The sequence below is a fragment of the Paenibacillus sp. FSL R7-269 genome, from assembly GCF_000517865.1.
Taxonomy (GTDB): Bacteria; Bacillota; Bacilli; order Paenibacillales; family Paenibacillaceae; genus Paenibacillus_AQ.
In genome coordinates this window covers 106,955-125,203 of the sequence record NZ_ASPS01000015.1, presented here as the reverse complement: position 1 = coordinate 125,203, position 18,249 = coordinate 106,955, and the positions used below count along the sequence as shown (strand labels likewise).

Below are 18,249 nucleotides of genomic sequence, written 5' to 3'. Positions count from 1 at the left end.
TGGCAAGCCAGGCCTAATACTCCCACCCTATAACTCAAGAAGAGGTGCATCCATGTTAAAAACACCCGGCAAAAGATGGCGCGAGAAATTCGAATTCGGAATCTTTACTCTCCCGGTTCTGATCTGTATCGCTGTAGCCTTCTATATCCCCTTCGCCATGACCATCCGCTATTCAATGACCAAGTGGAACGGGATCTCCAAGCACCCCAAGTTCGTCGGGCTGGATAATTTCAAGCAGATCTTCTCCGGCGATACCAACTTCTCGGATGCCGCCTGGTTCACGATTAAATACGCGGTGCTCTACATTATCATAGTCAACGTGCTGGCGATTCTGCTGGCGGTGCTGCTGGACATGAAGCTGAGAAGCACCTCCTGGCTGAGAGCAGCCTTCTTCATCCCTTATATCCTCAGTCTGGTCATTGTCGGCTTCATCTGGAAGTTCATCTTCATGCAGGGCTTCAACTCACTGGGCGAGAGCACCGGCTGGGCAATCTTCGATCTCAGCTGGCTCGGGACACCGGGACTGGCCTTCATCTCCATCCTGGGCGTATCCATCTGGCAGTCGATCGGGTTCTATCTGGTCATCTACATTGCCGGTCTGCAGTCTGTGCCTGAGGATCTCAAGGAAGCCGCTACAGTAGACGGTGCCGGGCCGCTGAGACGATTCTTCAGCATTACGCTGCCGCTGCTTGCCCCATCGATCACGATCTCTGTGTTCATGGCACTCACCAATTCGATCAAGGTATTCGATGTCATCCTGTCGCTGACCGGCGGCGGTCCCGGCGGAACTACGTATAGTATCGCTTATGATATCTACCGGGATACGTTCCAGAACAATCTGTACGGCTACGGTACAGCCAAAGCGCTCATTCTGTTCCTCGCCGTGCTAGTCGTAACGATCATCCAGCTGACCGTCTTTAAACGGAGAGAGGTAGAGGCCTAATGACAACCAACCACAACAAGGCAGGCAAGATCATCCTGGAGGTTATTCTGGTCCTCTTGTCTCTGCTGTTCCTGTACCCGCTGTTTCTGACCATTATCAACTCGCTCAAAAGCTTCGGCGAGGTCATGACCGATGTCATCGCCCTGCCGCAGAAGCTGACCTTCAGCAACTACTCCTATGTCTGGGAGTTCATCAACTATCCGCGGCTGTTCCTGAACAACTTTATCATTACAGGTGTCGGCCTGCTCGGTATCGTATTCATCTCCTCCATCGCCGCCTATAAGCTGGCCCGGACCAAGACCAGATGGAGCGGTGTCCTGTATTTCCTGTGCATTATGCCAATGCTGATCCCGTTCCAATCGATTATGCTGACGGTCCTCCAGACCGCTAAGAACCTCAACCTGTCGGAGAGCACTTGGGGACTGGGTCTCCTGTACTGGGGCTTCGGCGCTCCGCTGGCGGTATTCATCTATCACGGCTTCGTGAAGGGTATCCCGACAGAGATTGACGAGAGCGCGACGATTGACGGGGCTTCCGGCTTCCGCCTGTTCTTCAGCGTGATCTTCCCGCTGCTGAAATCGGTCACCACCACCATTGTGATCATCGATGTCATGTGGATCTGGAATGACTTCCTGCTCCCGCTGCTAATGGTCAATGGTTCACCGGAGACGAAGACGTTAACGCTGGCGGCTTACACCTTCGTGGGCCAGTATACCTCGGACTGGCAGTATGCCATGACCGCTATGGTAATGGCAGTGCTTCCTTCGATCGTGGTCTTCATCTTCCTGCAGAAATACATTGTGAAGGGCGTTGTGGCGGGGGCGGTTAAGGGCTGATCCTGTGATCACCGCAAAAAGGCGTCCTATAAGCCGTAACGGCTACATGGGACGCCTTTTCTTTTTGCCGCGGGATACCCTAATGAGCCTGCAGCCATTCATTCTTGATTTCTGGCGATAGCTCAAGCCCCAGCTCATTTTTACAAGCCGCTTCAAACTGCTTATAGAGTCTGTTGATATTGTCCATTGCGCCGCGTCCCCGGTACATACCGATTAACATGCAGCTTATTTCCTCCTCCAGCGGATACAGCGACAAGTATTGCTCAAGACGTAATTCTGCTGCTGCTCCATTTCCAGCTGTAAGCTCCGCAGCCGCCAATTCCCGGACCATTGCTGTATATTGCTTGAAGTAAGCTTCCTCTAACGGGATCTTCCATAAGTAATTCTTGCCTTCCAGCAGCGGCCCCTGATACAGCGAACAGAGCTCTTCGGCTTGTTCTGTGGTCAGTCTGCCCTCATTGTGGACCTGCTGCAGTTGATGATACAGAAGGAGATCATATTGTTTATTTGCCGTGTCCAGCCTGTAACCGTCATTAAGCTTCTGTATACTCATCGGAATTTCGTTCTCTTTCAGGACCTTTTTTAACAGGTACAGGGTATTATGCAGATTGGATAATCCCCGCTCTCCCTTCGCATCCTGCCACAACAAATCAATGAGCTTCCACTTGCTGATATACCGTCCAGGGTGGCACAGAAGATAAGCGAACAATTCCTCGGTCCGGCGGGTTCGGAAATGAACCGGGAGTCCCTCCGGATTAAGGACTTCAAATTCACCGAAGCAGCGGACAGAGAAGTTAGACTTGATGGTATCTGCGGGAATGAGGGTTGACCGGTGCTTGAACAGCCGCCCGGTGACCCGCTGAATCGCTTGTGGCGTGACGGGCTTAAGAATATAATCAAGTGCACTTACTTCAAATGCTTCTAGCGCATAATCCTTATAAGCTGTTGTGAACACAATCTCCGCCTGACCCAGCTGCTCATGAATATGCACTGCAAGCTGCAGCCCGTTCATCCTCGGCATCTCCACATCAATGAACACGATATCCGGCTGCAGCTCCTGCAGATTCGCCAAGGCCTCTACCGGATTCGTAAAAGCTCCTACAATGCTGTAATTGCTATTTTGGCCAACCAGCACCTTCATTAAATCCAGGATTGGCCGTTCATCCTCAACAATCATCGTCCGAAACATGGAAGCCCCCTCCTTCACGCAGAATTTTTTTACTCCTACTCCTCAGAAGCCCCTTGCCCGGAGCCGCCACCGCTGAGCGGCAGATAGATCGTAACCTTCGTACCGCTGCCTGCTTCCGAATGAATGCTTAAGCTGGCTCCCGGAATCGTATCCAGACGCTTGCGGATATTCTGAATACCAATGCTTCCTTGCAGCTCTCCTCGACTGTTCAATGTATATAACAGATCAGCGGGGATGCCGACACCGTTATCTTCAACTGAGATCTTCATATATCCGTCACCAGCCTGAATCCTTAAGACAACCTTACCTTGTCCCTCCTTCTCGAACAGTCCATGACGGATGGCATTCTCAATGAACGGCTGGATGCAGAGGGAAGGGATATTCACGGCCTTCAGGGAATCATCCACCTGGCTGCTATAGTCGAACCTCTCCCCGAAGCGGGCTTGTTCAATTTCCACATAGGCTTGAATCAGCTCCAGCTCCCGGTACAAAGGAATGACGAGTGTGGAGCGGTCCATATCCAGAATAAAGCGCATATATTGGCTGAGCATGGTTAACAGATAAGCAGCCTTGACGCCATCGGTATAACAGAATGAGATGATACTGCTCATCGCATTATACAGGAAATGCGGTTTGATCTGGGCTTGATGGAACGCCTGCTCATGCCGGATCGCTTCCTGGATCGACGATTTCATGGCCAGCAGATTATGAATCCGGGCCATCAGCGTCTCGCTCTCAAAGGGCTTGGTCACAAAATCATTCGCCCCGGCCCGGAAGCCCAGCGCAATATCGGAAGGCGCATCCTTAACTGTGGCGAACAGGATGGGCAGATCCAGTATAGAATGGCGGCTACGCAGTGTTTCGCATAATTCTATGCCCGATGTACCCGGCATCATGATATCCAGAATGACAAGATCCACTTGCTGATATTCCTGCAGTTTGGTCAACGCCTCCTTGGCGGAGAAGGCTATCAGCACATTATAATCATGACGGCGGAGAATATTCAGCAGTGTATGGATGTTGGAGGCCTCATCGTCTACAATCAGAATGGTCTGCCCTTCCCGGTCCAGTACATCAAGCACCGTATAATCAACATCAGCATGCAGCGCGTAAGGTCCGGATACGGCAGTCTGCTGATATTCGGGAATAGGGTCGACTACGGGCAGTGTAAATACCATGCAGGTTCCCTTGCCCTTCTCGGACCAATCCACCCGAATCACACCGCCCATACGCTCCACCAGCTTCCTGCTGATATACAGCCCTACCCCCATTCCGGTATATCCGTCCTCCGGCAGCAGCCTGTCCACCTGCTCGAAATATTCAAAGATCGCCGCATGGTTCTCTTCCGATATCCCCGTTCCGGTATCCTCCACTTCAATGGAGACCTCACTCCCGGCTGCTCTTGCTGTAATCTGAATCGATCCGTGACTGGTATGCTTGATCGCGTTATGAACCAGGTTATACATCACCTGCCGCAGCCTGCTCTCATCCGCGAGTACCCAGGTACCAGCTTCCACCTGGTTGAGCAGCTGCACCTCTTTGCCCGCCAGCTCGAACCGGAGAATATCATAGACGATTTGGACAGCCACTCTCAGATCAACAGCGGTCTGGTGCAGTCGCAGTTCTCCGTGCCTCAGCCGGCTGACATCGATCAGATCCTGGATCAGCATCGACAGCTTCGTGGATGTATCCTTGATCAGCCACAGGTTCTGCTTCTGGCCTGCATGCAGATTCTCTTCCTGATTCTCCAGTAGAAACGAGGTCATATTCATAATTCCATGGAGCGGAGTCTTGATCTCATGAGAGGTGTTCATCAGGAATTCATCCTTAAGCTGGTTCGCTGTCCATAGCTTACGGGATAGAATCTCTGCTTTGGCATACGCATTCGAGAACCTTACGGCCAGCAGGATATTAATGAGCACAATAAATGCAATAACCCCGCATCTTCCTGTAAAATTACTCTGCACAATATTCTCGGAATAGAGGCCGTCATTCATCAGATAGATTATCAGCGAGATGGCACCGCCAATGAACAGCATCAGCTCCGCACGGTCTGCCACTTGACTCTGCCTGCGGATATATAAATAGACCATTCTCGCTACAATGCCGAGCATAACGATCCAGAGATAGAATATAAAGAAATATTTCACACGAATATGCACCCCGTACGGCAAAAGCACAACCATAACAAGATACACCATAAACGGGGTAAGAATCAGCTTCAGCCTGCGCAGCGACATCAGGTGCGACTCTACGGTACAAAAGAACACAATAATCAGTATCGCGCTAAGGAAGTGGCTGACATCCAGCAGCTTATACGAAAAATCAAAGGGAACAGACGGCAGGAGACGCTGAAACACCTTCTCCCCGTACAAGGAGTTCTGCAAGGCCAGAAACAATAAGAAAAATCCGCTAAGCAAATACTCCTTCTCTTGGCGCCCAATAAAATAGAAGCTGAGGTGATAGGCACCGAACATGGCCAAGATCAAAATGACTCCAATATCCGCACCGATCTGTATCATGTTGCGCCGGGTGATGTCCTCTTGTGCTCCAAGCGTGAGGGAGTTCACAATTCCACCGGTGACAAAATTATAGTTAGAGACTTGGATCACAATCTCGAGCTTGCGGGCATCCGGGTGAAAAAATACCGAATAAGGTGTATTTCCGGGTTGAAACGCACCTTTGTCGGTAGAAGGAAGCCCGCTGGCCCCCTCCTCCTGTCCACCAATGAACAGACGGTGGGACATTCGGATGCTTCTTATTTTTAAGCCGAGTATTTCATTGGTATCCCTAAGCAATACCTGCAGACGGTAGGTGCCAGAACCCCTGCTGCTCATCCCGCCATCGGGATTCTTGCCGCGCCAGGTACCGGGAACCTTAAAATAGTCAAGCGGAGAATCATACTGTACTAGCCGGAAATCCTCAGGGCTCAGCAGCTCATCCGGATAGAACTCCCATTCACCATCCAACTTCACGGCTCCCTGCTGCTCAAGATTCCAATTGGACAGATCCAGTACTCCCTTGTTCACTCTTACCTCACTTTGAGGAGGGCGGGTCAGTGAGAAGATTATGAAGATTAAAGAAAAGATAATAAAGAAGAATATGCCGATTCCCGCAAGTCTGCGGATATTTACCTTTCTCACAAACAGCCTCCAGTTCAAATCATCGATGTTCTCATTCTAACTTAATGCACTTATAAAAATCTCACAAAATACTCAAACAGAAAAAAGCACCATCCAGCGGAACTTCCTGGACAGTGCTTCCTTCTTGCATTATCTTGTTAATCCGATCCGGTACACCGGGGTAGCGGTCACACTATGGAACGCGGCAACGGCTTCGCCCTCGAACACCTTCTCCACCGCCATGGCGGCATCGTCGGCCAGCTTGACGGCACCGGTGCGGCGCGGCGTGGTCTCCAGTACGATCTCGCCCCGGCGCAGCACCTCCCGGAACCGCGACAGGCCGATTTCCCAAGGCAAGCCGTTATAGAAATGGTCGTGGAACAGCTGTCCGGCAGCGAAGGCATAACCTACATTTCCGGTATAGTCGATGCTCAGCAGTACTTCTTCCGTACTCTCGAGGACATCCTCAGGCAACTGGAGGACAACCTTGTGGTCCTGAATCCGGCGCATGATAACCGCAACTTCCTTCTGCGGAACCAGCACATCATATGCCTGGAACCAGTCCTCCTGGCGGCCGCTGACCATGGCATCCGCCTGTGCCATATTCCACTGCGTTGCCGCTTCGGTTTCGCCCGTGTATTCACAGAAGGTGAATGCATGCTGCCCTTGGCTGATGAATTCCATCCCGCCTGGGGTCTGAACCGGAGGAGCCGGTGAGAAGATTAGGCGGCGGCGGCCGTTCTCTTCAAGCTCCCACATCGTCGCTGCTTCACGAGCACTCATGGCGTAGATACGGACTTCTCTGGCTCCGTCCCGCCGGATCACAATCATAGAAGACTGGTCATGCGGAATCAGCACATTGTAGCCGTCAATCTCTGCTACGTCCCCGGTCTCCGCGCTCACCTCCAGAATACCGGCACTCGCGTCAATCTGGAACTCGCCGTCAACACCCTCTGGCACAGAGAAGAAGTAGGTCGCTGCTTCCTCCGTTTCAATAACTGTTACAGGCTGGGCTGTAGCAAATTTAAGATTCAGGCCATCCAGCGCGAAGTTGAACGGCAGCAGGAAGGAAGCCTTGGGCTGAACCGTCAGCTTGCTCCGCTGCGGGAAGCTCAGCGTCTCCTCTCCCAGTTCTACCGCAAATACAACCTCCTCATGTGTATCCATCTCCACATGGTCCTGATAATTATTGACGAACACAAAACCCGACTTGCCGTCCGTGCGGACGGCATAACGCAGCGTATGCGCATCCTCCGGCGTAACTGCTTCCGCCCCCTCGGGCAGCACAGTCGCCATCGGTGCCAGCCGGTCTGCGAACCGGCGCAGGAAATAATGAAGCGGACGAAGCAGATGATTCGACTCGCGGATCTGGCCGAATTCGCCAATCGGCGCCTGGAAGTCATAGGTCAGCTTCGGGGTGGTGCTCTCATTCAGGTATCCGGTTCTTCCCACCGGATTCGTTCCGCCATGGAACATATAATACCCGATGAAGTTGCAGCCTCCGGCAAGCTTCATTAAGGTCATGGCGATGACACTTTCCGGCTCCACCTGGAACCGTGACAGGTACCAGGTCTGCATGCCGCCGCCCATCTCACAGCAGGCGAACGGGTATTTCGTCCGCGGATACGGCGGATTGAATTCGCCGCCCGGCGCCTGCTCATCATGGAAGTTCACGAATACATATTCCGGCGTTGGCTTCTGGACCTGGTTCGGATCACTGATGCTCCATGGAGTATAGGCATACCCTCCATACAGCGGAAGTACCTCATCCTCCAGGAACGGCGCCTCGCCCCAGCCGGTGCTGGTATAGATCGGGGCGATCAGACCCGAATCCACCGCATACTGTTTAAGCAGACGCATATGCTCCGATCCCGCTTCACCGCTAACGCCGCCACTCAGGTATTCATCACCCTGCTTGGCGGTTTCTTCCCAGAGTGCGGCAGCAGCATTTAGCTCATTCTCCAATTGAATGCCGATCACCGGACCGCCATCCTTGAACATCTGCCCGGCAGCCTGTTTGCCGATCTCCTTGAACAGCCGGTTCACATACTTCAGGTAGCCCTCATCATTGGAGCGGACCGCGAATTCGCGCCCAAACAGCCAGTCCGGCAATCCGCCGTTACGGACCTCGCCATGACAGAACGGACCCACACGCAGGATAACGTATAGGCCATTATCCCGGCACAGCTCCACGAACCGCCGGAGATTGCGGTTGCCCGCCCATTCGAACACCCCTTCAAGCTCTTCGTGATGATTCCAGAAAATATAGGTCGCAACCACATTGATTCCCGACAGCTTCAGCTTGCGGATCTCACTCCCCCATTCCGCCGCAGGATAACGGGAATAATGGAACTCGCCGCAGATGGCGAAGTAGGGCTTGCCATTCAGTTCCATATAATAATTGGTGAAGCTGAGCTCATCCCCTTGAGGACTGGTTCCGCCCAGCCGCAGCGTAGACGGGTAGATATTCTTGGGAGACACATGAGCCTGAATCGTATACTTCATGAGAATTGCTCCTTTGCCGAAATGTATGATTCATGTACAATCTATACCTATAATTTCACAAAAACTGCCCCAAAGCTAATGCTTTGGAGCAGCCCGTAAGCTTATGCTGTTATTTCTGCGCTGCGAGGAACGCATCGATCTGTGTCTGCATTTCAGTCTGAACCTTATCGAGACCTGCTGATTTCAACTGCTTGATCAGATCTGCCTGGCCTTTAGCCAGATCTTCGATCAATCCGTACTCCAGTGGAATCGCATAACGCAGCATCACGTTGCCGATGTTAGCTACTTCGTTCTTCACTGGCGTAGTGTCGAAGACGAAGGTTTCGAGCGGGAAGTGATAGATGCTGGACTGCCAAGTGTTGAACATATCGTCCGCTTCCTTAGGATACGCTGCATCCTGACGGTTCAGCGGGGAATTCCAGCCCCAGTTCGAGAAGCCCGTGTAGTTAGCGGCAGCAGGACCGGCGGTGAACTTCTTGTCGCCTTCCGGATTGTAGTTGCTTCCAGCGATACCGTACATCGTCAAATCGTGAATCTCTTTGTCATTCTGCAGTAAATCGAGCAGCATCAGTGCGCGCTCAGGATTCTTGGAGGTAGCATGCACAGACATCCCGTTCTGCGTTGAGATCGCAGCAATTTTCTTTTTGTCCGGGGTAAGGTCAGCAATAGCCAGCTCAACATCCGGTTTGTCACGGCGCATTTCAGCCAGGTTAGCAGCTACAGTACCCAGGTTGTGTGCATAAGAGGACACCTTGCCTGCTTTAATATCCTGCCATACATCGTTTTTGTTGCTGACTACGTTCTTGGACCATGCGCCATTATCGGCCAGGTCTTTGTAATATTGAAGCAGGGAAGTGAATTCCGGTGTGTCATAGATATTGAAGACTTTACCGGAAGCATCATCCAGCTTATACGCCAGCGGCAGCAAGCTTCTGTCTACGACCTTGAAGTTGTTGTTCTGCTCCAGCAGCGTTTGATCCAGCTCATGGAATTTCCAGCCGTCTGCCGGCTTAGCTCCATAGGCAGTAATCCCTTTTTCATCCTTGGCAATCGCCTTCAGGTACGTTGCGTACGATTCAGGACTGTTGATTTCAGGCAGGTTATGCTTTTTGCGCAGATCCTCACGGTACAGCACTACTTTGTCGGTTACTTCAACATTGTTGTTCGGAACCATGAACAGCTTACCGTCCACTTTTGCCTGATCCCAGTTCACTTTCGGCATAGCTTCCCAGGTCTGCGGCATATACTTGGTCAGCATATCATCCGTCAGTTCCAGGAATCCGCCCTTCAACGCCTGATCGTTATAGAAGGCCCAGTTCGCTGTATACACGAGGTCGAAATCTTCGTTCGCCGCGAACTTCAGCGGGTATTTCTGGGTCCAGTCGGACCAGTCGAGGAACTCAGTTTCTACGGTAGCATTGATTTTCTCCTTGAGCTTGGTGTTCAGTTCTCCGAAGACCTTATCATAATCCCCAGGCTGTGGTCCGAGCAGAATCATTTTGAGCTTCACTTCTTTGGAGGTGTTCGGAGCGCCCGAATTTGTTGCTCCTTCCGATGTCGCCGGAGCCTTAGTGGCCTCCGCTCCTGTATTAGCGTTATTATTGCCGCCACCGCATGCACTGAGGACCGTCCCTAGTGCCATCATCGTTGCAAGCGTTACTGTAAGTTTCTTTTTCTTGTTCATCATGACCGATATTTCCCCCTTAAGTAATAGTTGCCTCAAGTCTTGTATTGATAACCAGGTTACCCTGTGATCATCCTTTAACTGCACCAATCGTAAGTCCTGTTACAAAATACTTCTGGATGAACGGATATGCCAGCAGGATCGGACCTGTAGCTACAATCGTCATGGCCATCTTCAGACTTTCGGTTGGCAGGTCCGTGTTGACTACCGCACCGGAAGCCATCATCGCCTTACGCATTCCATCCATGTTACCTAACATTTTGTAGAGATAATACTGGAGCGGCATCAGCTCCGACTTGGAGATGAAGAGCAATGCGTTATACCAGTCATTCCAGTAGGCCAAGGCAATGAACAGACCAATGGTCGCCAGAGCGGGCTTGGACAACGGTACAATTAACTGCATGAAGATCCGGAAATCGCCGGCTCCGTCAATTTTGGCGGATTCTGTAATCGCATCCGGGATGCTGCTCATGAAGGACTTCATGACAATAATATAGAAGACGTTCATCATCATCGGCAGAATCAGTACCAGAAGCGTATCCTTCAGATGCAGATAGTTGATGATCATCAGATACCATGGAACCAGACCGCCGCTGAACAATGTAGTGAAGAAGAAGAAGAAGGAGAAGCGGCTGCGCCATTTGAAATCTCTCCGGGACAGCACGTAGGCTGTCATTGATGTCAGGAACAATCCGACGATCGTACCGATGGCTGTAACGGAGATCGTCACGCCATACGCTCTGAGCATCTCAGCCGGATACTTGAACAGCAGGCTGTACGCTTCTGTCGAGAAGGCGGTCGGGAAGATCTGGAACCCTTTCTCGATAATCGCGCTCTCTTCACTCAGAGAGGAAGAGATAACCAGAATGAACGGGAAGATACAGAATATGGCCAGTATCGTAAGGGTTACGTATCCGATAACGGATAGCACCATTTTGTCCCGGTTTGCAGGCTTTCTGCGTACTTCCGGTGATTTAATATTAGCAGTGGTTGAACTCATCGGGCATTACCTCCTTGTCCTAGAATAGAGCGCGATCCTTGTCGTATCGGCGTACTGCATAGTTGGCCAGCATGATAGTTGCGAAGCCGAGCAGAGATTGATAGAAGCCGGCTGCTGCAGACATCCCGATTTCATTGGATGTGGTCAGCGAGCGGAAGACGAAGGTGTCGATTACGTCTGTGGATGAGAACAACAGGCCGTTGTTGCCGACCATATTGTAGAACATCCCGAAGTCTCCGCGGAAGATATTACCGATCGCCAGCAGCACCAGAATAATGACGGTCGGCATCAGGTTCGGAATCGTAATTTTCATAATACGCTGGAAAATATTCGCGCCGTCAATTTCGGCGGCTTCATACATCTCGGTGTCAATGCTGGTAATCGCGGCCAGATACATGATCGTTCCGTAGCCGAGTGTCTTCCACGCGGATACGATAACCAGAATGAACGGCCAGTAGGCTGCCGTATTATAAATATCGATTGGCTGCATACCCAGTCCCTTCAGCAGCACATTGACCGTACCTACATCGAAGTTGAACAGGTTGTACGCAATCGCGCCCACAACAACCCAGGAGATGAAATAAGGCAGGAACAATACCGTTTGGGTCAGCTTGCGGAACCATTTGCCCGCTACCTCGAACAGCAGGATAGCTGCGAAGATCTGAAGCCCGTTGTTCACAACGATGAATGCAATGTTATATAGCGCTGTATTTCGGGTTACGCGCCAGGCGTCGCCGGAATCAAAGAAGAATTTGAAGTTATCCAGCCCGTTCCACGGACTGCCGAATACCCCGCCCGTATAATCAAATTGCTTGAATGCCAGCACAATGCCCGACATAGGCAGATAAGCAAAGAGCAGAAAGAACAATACTGCCGGTGTCAGCATAAGAAGCAAGGATCTGTATTTCTTGACGTCATCCCAGAATCCATGTTGTTTCTGTTTCATCTTGAATCCCCTTTCCCATTCCCATTTCTCTATAGACTTATTATAAATAAGCGTCCATCCGGTGTGGATTAGGGCTATCAACTAAAAGTAATACTTTTTCAACGATCCGTTTAAATATATATACTTTCCAAAAAACAAAAAACGTTGCCCTCTGATTTGAAAACCAGAGCTGGCAACGTTTGGTAAGCAAAGCCTATATCTTCTGCTTCTTGCGGTATTCCCCGGGCGTCATGCCGGTGATCTGCTTGAACTGACGGTTGAAATAGATGATATTCTTATAGCCCATCCGTTCAGCTATCTCATAGATCTTAAGCGTCGGATCACTGAGCAGCTCGAACACTCTGCCTGTCTTGCGTTCGTTGACGTATTCACTGAAAGGAACCCCGTATTCCTCCTTGAACAGGAAGCCCAGATAATTCGGGGTGAAATCGAAGTGGGCGGCTACCTCCTTCAGTGTGATCTTCTTCTCCAGATTCTCCTCGACATAATTCATAATCTCGTCGATCAGCTTGCGCTTCTGCCGTTGCCGCTTCACATACAGCAGCTCTGACAGCTCGAAGAATCTCCGTCTCATCCACGACAGGATATCATGAATCGTCTCGAACTGGAACAAGATATCCGGCTGATGGGACTCCCACTGGAGCAGCTCATACAGATTCTCATTCTGCTGCTGAAGATCCGCATGCAGCTTGGAGGTGATACGGATAATCAGCTCATAGACATCCTTCTTGCCCGCATTCGTGAACAGCTCCAGGAGATGATCATCAATCGCCACCAGATCGTACTGGATGATCGCCTCCAGCAGTTGCACAACAGTCTGTTCAATCCTTGCCCCCGGCGTCCCGCGCGGGGAGGACTCCAGATTGTCGCGGATCAGCCGGTTCTTGCCCAGCAGCCACTTCGCACTGAGTGCAGCCGTTGCCTGCTGGTAGGATTCATGCAGCCCCGCCTCATTCTGGGCGTAACGCCCGACCCCGATGGTTAAGGTGCAGGGTGAACTCCCGGCCATCTGCTTAATCAGCTCATCCAACAGACTGAGGAAGCTGTCCGGCGGAAGGCTGCACAGAATGACGAACCGGTGATGATGGACAGGAATCAGCGTTCCCAGCTGGGCGCTCTCTACGAACGCTCTAATCTGTCCAGCCATCTGCCGCGTCTTGACACGCGCATCCTCCTCGGACAGGTCGCGCATTTTCCATTCCAGATCATCAATCTCAATAATCGCTGCAGCCGCCCCCTTCATGAGCAGCGGATTCAGGGCACTGCGCAGATGCTGCTCCGCCGGCTCAGGCGATGCATCCTCGAACCAGCGCAGAATCAGCTCCTTGTTCACCAGGGACAGCGCCTCGGTGAAGGAGCGGTTCTGCTCCCGTTCCTGCTCCAGAGCGGCAGACAGAGATTCCAGCATGTCATAGAGATCCTTGTCTTCTACAGGCTTCAACAAATAACCGGAGGCATTGATCTCAATTGCTTCCTTAGCATAGCTGAAATCCTCATGGCCGCTGATGAAGACAATTTTGACCTTCGGATGGATGACCTTGGCCCGCCGCGCGAATTCCGTCCCCGTCATAATGGGCATCCGTATATCGGACAGGATGATATCCACCCGCTCCTGTTCCATGATCTTAAGCGCATTGAAGCCGCTGTTCGCCGTTCCTACCACTGCAAGATCCAGCGGGCTGGCCAGCACTCTGCGCCGCAGCCACTCCAGATCGATCGCTTCATCGTCAACCAGCAATATATTGATACTCATCGCAATCTTGTCCTCCTGTATGTGTAACTGACCCTATGTCCCTCAGCTATTCGAATTATAGCGCCCTTGGTTTACAGCTCCTCATCGCCCTGGAGCCCAGCGGGGAGCAGCAGCCGCACGGTTGTGCCGCCACCGTAGAAGCTGGCAATTGTCACTCCGTACGCATCGCCGTATCTGAGCTTAATCCGCTCGTCCACATTTTTCACACCGTACCCGCCTGACTGGCTCGGCCCCTGCATCATACGCTTGACCACCTCAGGGCGCATGCCGATCCCGTTATCGATTACCTTAAGTTCAATATTGTCCCCTACCCGCTTGCCGGTCAGCCGGATGGCAATGGTCTCACCGAACCAGGCATGCTTGAATATATTCTCCACAAAAGGCTGAAGCAGCAGCTTAATCACCTGCATATGCAGAATCTCCTCGTCCACATCCACGTGCAGCGTGAAGGCATCTGCATATTTGACCCGCTGGATCTCCAGATACGTAGCCACCTGATCCAGCTCCTTTTCCAGTTCAATATAGACATTGCCCTGATTGAGCGTCAGCCGGTAGAACCGGGACAGCCCCTGGACCATCTCCGTAACTTTACCAATCTCACCGAGATTAGCCAGGCTGCTGATCGTAGACAGTGTATTATAGAGAAAATGCGGATTGATCTGTGCCTGCAGGGCTTCCAGCTCCGCCTGCTTCTTCTGGATTCCCTGCACATACACGCTGTTGATCAGCCCCTGGATGTTGGAGGCCATATCATTGAAGGAATCCGCGATCTGCACGAATTCATCATTGCCGGAGAAGCGGATACGCTTCTGGAAGTTCCCGTCCTGGAAGGAGCGCACCAGGCCTACGATCCGGCTCATTTTGCGGCCCGATATCCGTGCCACCACATACCCGATCAGGGTCATGACCAGGAAGCTAAGACTGCAGACCGCGATAATCACACGGCGCAGGCGTCCGGCATCCTGGGTGAGATATTTATGCGGAACCATCGCTTCAATAATGAAGTTACTGCCCGGAATCGGTTCCTGCAGCCTGAGGAAGCTCCCCTCTGCACTGCTATTATTGGCCGGACCCCGCTGGAACAGAACGTCACCGGTGGTCTCCTCCACCAGCCGCAGCGTAATTCCTTCCTCCAGCGGAAAGGTATCGAAGCCGCCGAACAGGTCCTCCAGCGATACCGTAATCCGCACATACCCGATCAGCGACTTGTAGTCACTGAAGTTGACGAGTCTGCGCACATGCGAGAGATTGCCCAGCTTCTGGTCCGTATCAATCTGCAGCCACAAATTATCACGCTTGGAATCCTTCAGTGAGCGGTACCATGAACTGCCTGTAATATCGTCCAGCGGCAGAATGTAGTAATCGCTGGTAATAATCGGCTCATCCAGATTATCGCCCGACACAATGTTCAGATCAGCGTTCGGGGTGTAGAGCATAAAGCGGATCTTGTTCCCGAACAGCTGCAGCGGCGCGGTAATCTGGGGGACAATCTCGTCAAGCATCGTCAGATAGATCTCAAACGGCGTCCCCTTCTGCTCAAGCGCACGCTGGAATGGCTGGCTGCCGAACAGGTTGTCCGACATCCGCTGAATCTCGTCCATCTGATAGCGGATATTGTTCCTCGACTGCTCCATGCCGGTACGGATGTTGGACTCGGCCATCTCTGTCCGGGAATCGGTCAGCATGGAATAGGAGATATAGCCGATGAACACATCCGTAAGCAGAACCAGCAGCAGATAAGGAATCATCATTTTATAGGTGAAAGGCATGTACTTCTTAAGCTTGGGCATCATTCACTGGACATCCTCTGCATGGAATTCGTTATAGCTATTCTACTCCGAAACGGTCTTTATGATAATACCAGGAACACGCCAAATAGCCCAGGGAGGATTAGGAAACAGCTCCCCGGGCTTATAGGTTATGGCCTCATACAAAACGATTCATTAAGGCTTACTTCACAGTTTCTCGCTGACTGCCCCGCCCGCTGTAATCTTCGCATTGAAGGAGAGCTGGTTCAGCTTCTTGATGGTCTCTTTATTGTAGGCATCCCCCATGAAATTCGGCTGGCCGCCAATGATTTTGACCGGCGTAATGCTGCTGGTTACCCCTGACGGGATAATGGTGAAATTAACCAACATGGAATGCAGGGTCTTGTCTCCGCCCCGTGTAGAACGGTTGAACACAAAATTGCCCAGTGAATAATAGATCGGCTTATGCTTGTAATATTCAATGCCCATCAGGCAATGACTATGCGCACCCAGGATGATATCTGCTCCGCTGTCGATCATCTGCTTGGCCAGCTTCCGGGCATACGCTTCCGGGTAATCCTTGAATTCCTGATTCCAGTGAATATATACAACCGTATAATCATTATCCTTGGCAGACTTCTTAATTGCACTCATCAGCGGCTCTGCCGTATAAGCGGAAGCTGCACCCGGACTGTTCTTGCCTGCATACCACGAAGGATCTGACAGCACACGGCTTGTACCCAGAACGGCGATCCGCTTGCCCTTGACGGTCTTGACATACGGTTTGAACGCTTCAGTGATATTGGCACCCGCACCGGTGTGCCCAATGTTGTTCTTATCCAGATGAATCAGCGTATCCAGCATCGCGGTCCGGCCGTAATCCAGAATATGATTATTGGCTACGGTCACGCCGTCGATCCCCGCTTTGCTTAATCCCTCAAGGGCCGCCGGCTTGGAGCGGAAGGCGAACGTCTTACTGGCCGCAGCCCCGCGCACAGAGACCGGAGTCTCCAGATTGGCAAAAGCCATATCTGCCTTCTGCAGCACCGGCGCTACCTTGGCGAACGGGAAATCAACGCCATACTTGGCAATCTGGTCGCCGACAAAGCCGTCCAGCAGAATATCCCCGGCAAACGTAAGGCGGATCTCCTCCTGCGGGGCAGCCCCCTTGGCGCTTATCCCCGCGGCAGGGACCAGTAGAAGAAGAATTATGAATATAACAGCATATCTGCGCAAAGTTCTCTAGCCCCTTTTTCTAATGTAATATAATAATGACTGTGGCTAGGAAATATAGAACACAACGCAGGATGCGCTCGCACTTGCCTGCTGATAGAACTCCCGGATGGCCTCGAAATAAGTATAGATATAATCAAAAAATTCATCCGCCTCATCATCATCCATCAACGGATAGATTCCTTCCTCCATCATCTGCCGGAACGGGTAGTGTTCCCGGAGCCAGGCTTCTTCTATTTCCTCCAGAGCCTCTGCGGTTAGCTTCACCTCATCCGGTTCCAGGGCGAACACCTCGGCATCGGACAAGTGCCCGATATAATGACTGGTCAGAGGAACAACAGCACCCAGAGGCGAAGAATTGCCTTCCTGTCCGCCATTCAGTATATAGTGCAGGGCTTGCCAGGACTTATCAATATCCAGCTTAGGCCCAATTTCGTGCAGGCTCACTTCTTCCGCACGGATCGACTGAAGTAATTCAGCAGGTACCGCCAGATAATTGCCGATCATCCCCATGAGATTGTCTCCTTCTTTCTTATGCCCTTGAAGCTATTCTACTACAATGGAAGGAAACAACCAAATGATGGATGAACTTTGCTAGATTTGAGCTTTTTTAAGCACTGCCCGGAAGCAGCTCAGGCCGCCCCACTGATCTGTCCGCACCGCATCTGCCGGAAGATTGAAGTCCGTCTCGCCCCAATACTGGAATCCGGCCTGCAGCAGAATCTCGTTCATCCGTGGCAGGTTGACAGTCGGATGGTCAAAGGTCAGCACCAGCAGACCTTCTCCGTTAAGCGTTCTATGGAATTCGCGGACTGCCAGCACCGCCTCCTGAACAGACAGATGCTCCAGCACCGAGATACAAAAAACTGTATCAAAGCTCTCATCCTCATAAGGCAGTGAGGTCAGATCAGCCTGGGCGAGATGCAGCCTGTTCACAGGTCCGGCCTCCACCTGGCGGGCTGCAGTTGCTCCGGCATCCTCGGTGATATTCTCCATTATCGCTTTATGCGACAGAATCCGGGCATCCTTATCGCAGGCATACACCTCAGCGCTATGCTCGGCAAGATAGAATTTGAGCGGGTGAGAGATTCCGCAGGCTGCGTCCAGTACCACATCATGCGGTGAGATGAAATGCGTACACCATTCGTATTCATACGGGCGGCTCCACCAGGCTTCCGGCAAATCATAAACCAGCTTGTCACGGCGTGCATCGGTATTCACAAAAAAACGGGAGACGTAAGGATGTGTCGGCATGGCCAGGACTCCTTTACTCGTGGGGATTTCGGTAGT

The 18,249-nt window shown here is 51.8% G+C and carries 13 protein-coding genes; 2 read left to right on the top strand and 11 right to left on the bottom strand.

The window, feature by feature from the left end:
- Positions 1 to 52 precede the first annotated feature (52 nt).
- Entirely contained in the window at positions 53 to 943 is an 891-nt protein-coding gene (locus C162_RS07160; RefSeq protein WP_036692876.1) for a carbohydrate ABC transporter permease, read from the top strand.
- Complete coding sequence (locus tag C162_RS07155) at positions 943 to 1,779, top strand: carbohydrate ABC transporter permease (protein ID WP_036692874.1); 837 nt, start codon at positions 943 to 945, stop codon at positions 1,777 to 1,779. Before C162_RS07160 ends, C162_RS07155 begins: the two co-directional genes overlap by 1 nt.
- A 79-nt stretch (positions 1,780 to 1,858) precedes the next feature.
- Here C162_RS07155 and C162_RS07150 read toward each other — a convergent pair whose 3' ends face one another.
- The 11 genes from C162_RS07150 to C162_RS07100 form a co-directional block, all read right to left on the bottom strand.
- Positions 1,859 to 2,968, bottom strand: coding sequence for a response regulator (locus tag C162_RS07150; RefSeq protein WP_036692872.1), 1,110 nt, complete (start codon positions 2,966 to 2,968; stop codon positions 1,859 to 1,861).
- Between the two features lie 35 nt (positions 2,969 to 3,003).
- Positions 3,004 to 6,111 (bottom strand): ATP-binding protein, encoded by a 3,108-nt coding sequence (locus C162_RS07145; protein ID WP_235218367.1) that lies wholly within the window; start codon positions 6,109 to 6,111, stop codon positions 3,004 to 3,006.
- A gap of 129 nt (positions 6,112 to 6,240) precedes the next feature.
- A complete protein-coding gene (locus C162_RS07140) occupies positions 6,241 to 8,595 on the bottom strand; it encodes a beta-galactosidase (protein ID WP_036692869.1) in 2,355 nt (784 codons plus the stop codon).
- A gap of 109 nt (positions 8,596 to 8,704) precedes the next feature.
- Positions 8,705 to 10,279, bottom strand: a complete 1,575-nt coding sequence (locus tag C162_RS07135; RefSeq protein WP_036692943.1) for an extracellular solute-binding protein — start codon at positions 10,277 to 10,279, stop codon at positions 8,705 to 8,707.
- Between the two features lie 70 nt (positions 10,280 to 10,349).
- Positions 10,350 to 11,279 carry a carbohydrate ABC transporter permease gene (locus C162_RS07130; RefSeq protein WP_036692868.1) on the bottom strand — a complete coding sequence of 310 codons (930 nt, stop codon included), beginning with the start codon at positions 11,277 to 11,279 and terminating at the stop codon, positions 10,350 to 10,352.
- 19 nt (positions 11,280 to 11,298) lie between these two features.
- Positions 11,299 to 12,225, bottom strand: coding sequence for an ABC transporter permease (locus C162_RS07125; RefSeq protein ID WP_036692867.1), 927 nt, complete (start codon positions 12,223 to 12,225; stop codon positions 11,299 to 11,301).
- Positions 12,226 to 12,418: 193 nt separating this feature from the next.
- A complete protein-coding gene (locus C162_RS07120) occupies positions 12,419 to 13,978 on the bottom strand; it encodes a response regulator (RefSeq protein WP_036692866.1) in 1,560 nt (519 codons plus the stop codon).
- 71 nt (positions 13,979 to 14,049) lie between these two features.
- The gene (locus C162_RS07115) at positions 14,050 to 15,771 is read right to left on the bottom strand and encodes a sensor histidine kinase (protein WP_036692865.1); all 1,722 of its coding nucleotides are present in this window, start codon (positions 15,769 to 15,771) and stop codon (positions 14,050 to 14,052) included.
- A 162-nt stretch (positions 15,772 to 15,933) separates the two neighbouring features.
- Complete coding sequence (locus C162_RS07110; protein ID WP_442792422.1) at positions 15,934 to 16,923, bottom strand: CapA family protein; 990 nt, start codon at positions 16,921 to 16,923, stop codon at positions 15,934 to 15,936.
- An 84-nt stretch (positions 16,924 to 17,007) separates the two neighbouring features.
- Positions 17,008 to 17,472 (bottom strand): DUF1877 family protein, encoded by a 465-nt coding sequence (locus C162_RS07105; RefSeq protein WP_036692861.1) that lies wholly within the window; start codon positions 17,470 to 17,472, stop codon positions 17,008 to 17,010.
- 81 nt (positions 17,473 to 17,553) lie between these two features.
- The gene (locus C162_RS07100; protein WP_036692859.1) at positions 17,554 to 18,213 is read right to left on the bottom strand and encodes a class I SAM-dependent methyltransferase; all 660 of its coding nucleotides are present in this window, start codon (positions 18,211 to 18,213) and stop codon (positions 17,554 to 17,556) included.
- Between the last annotated feature and the right edge of the window lie 36 nt (positions 18,214 to 18,249).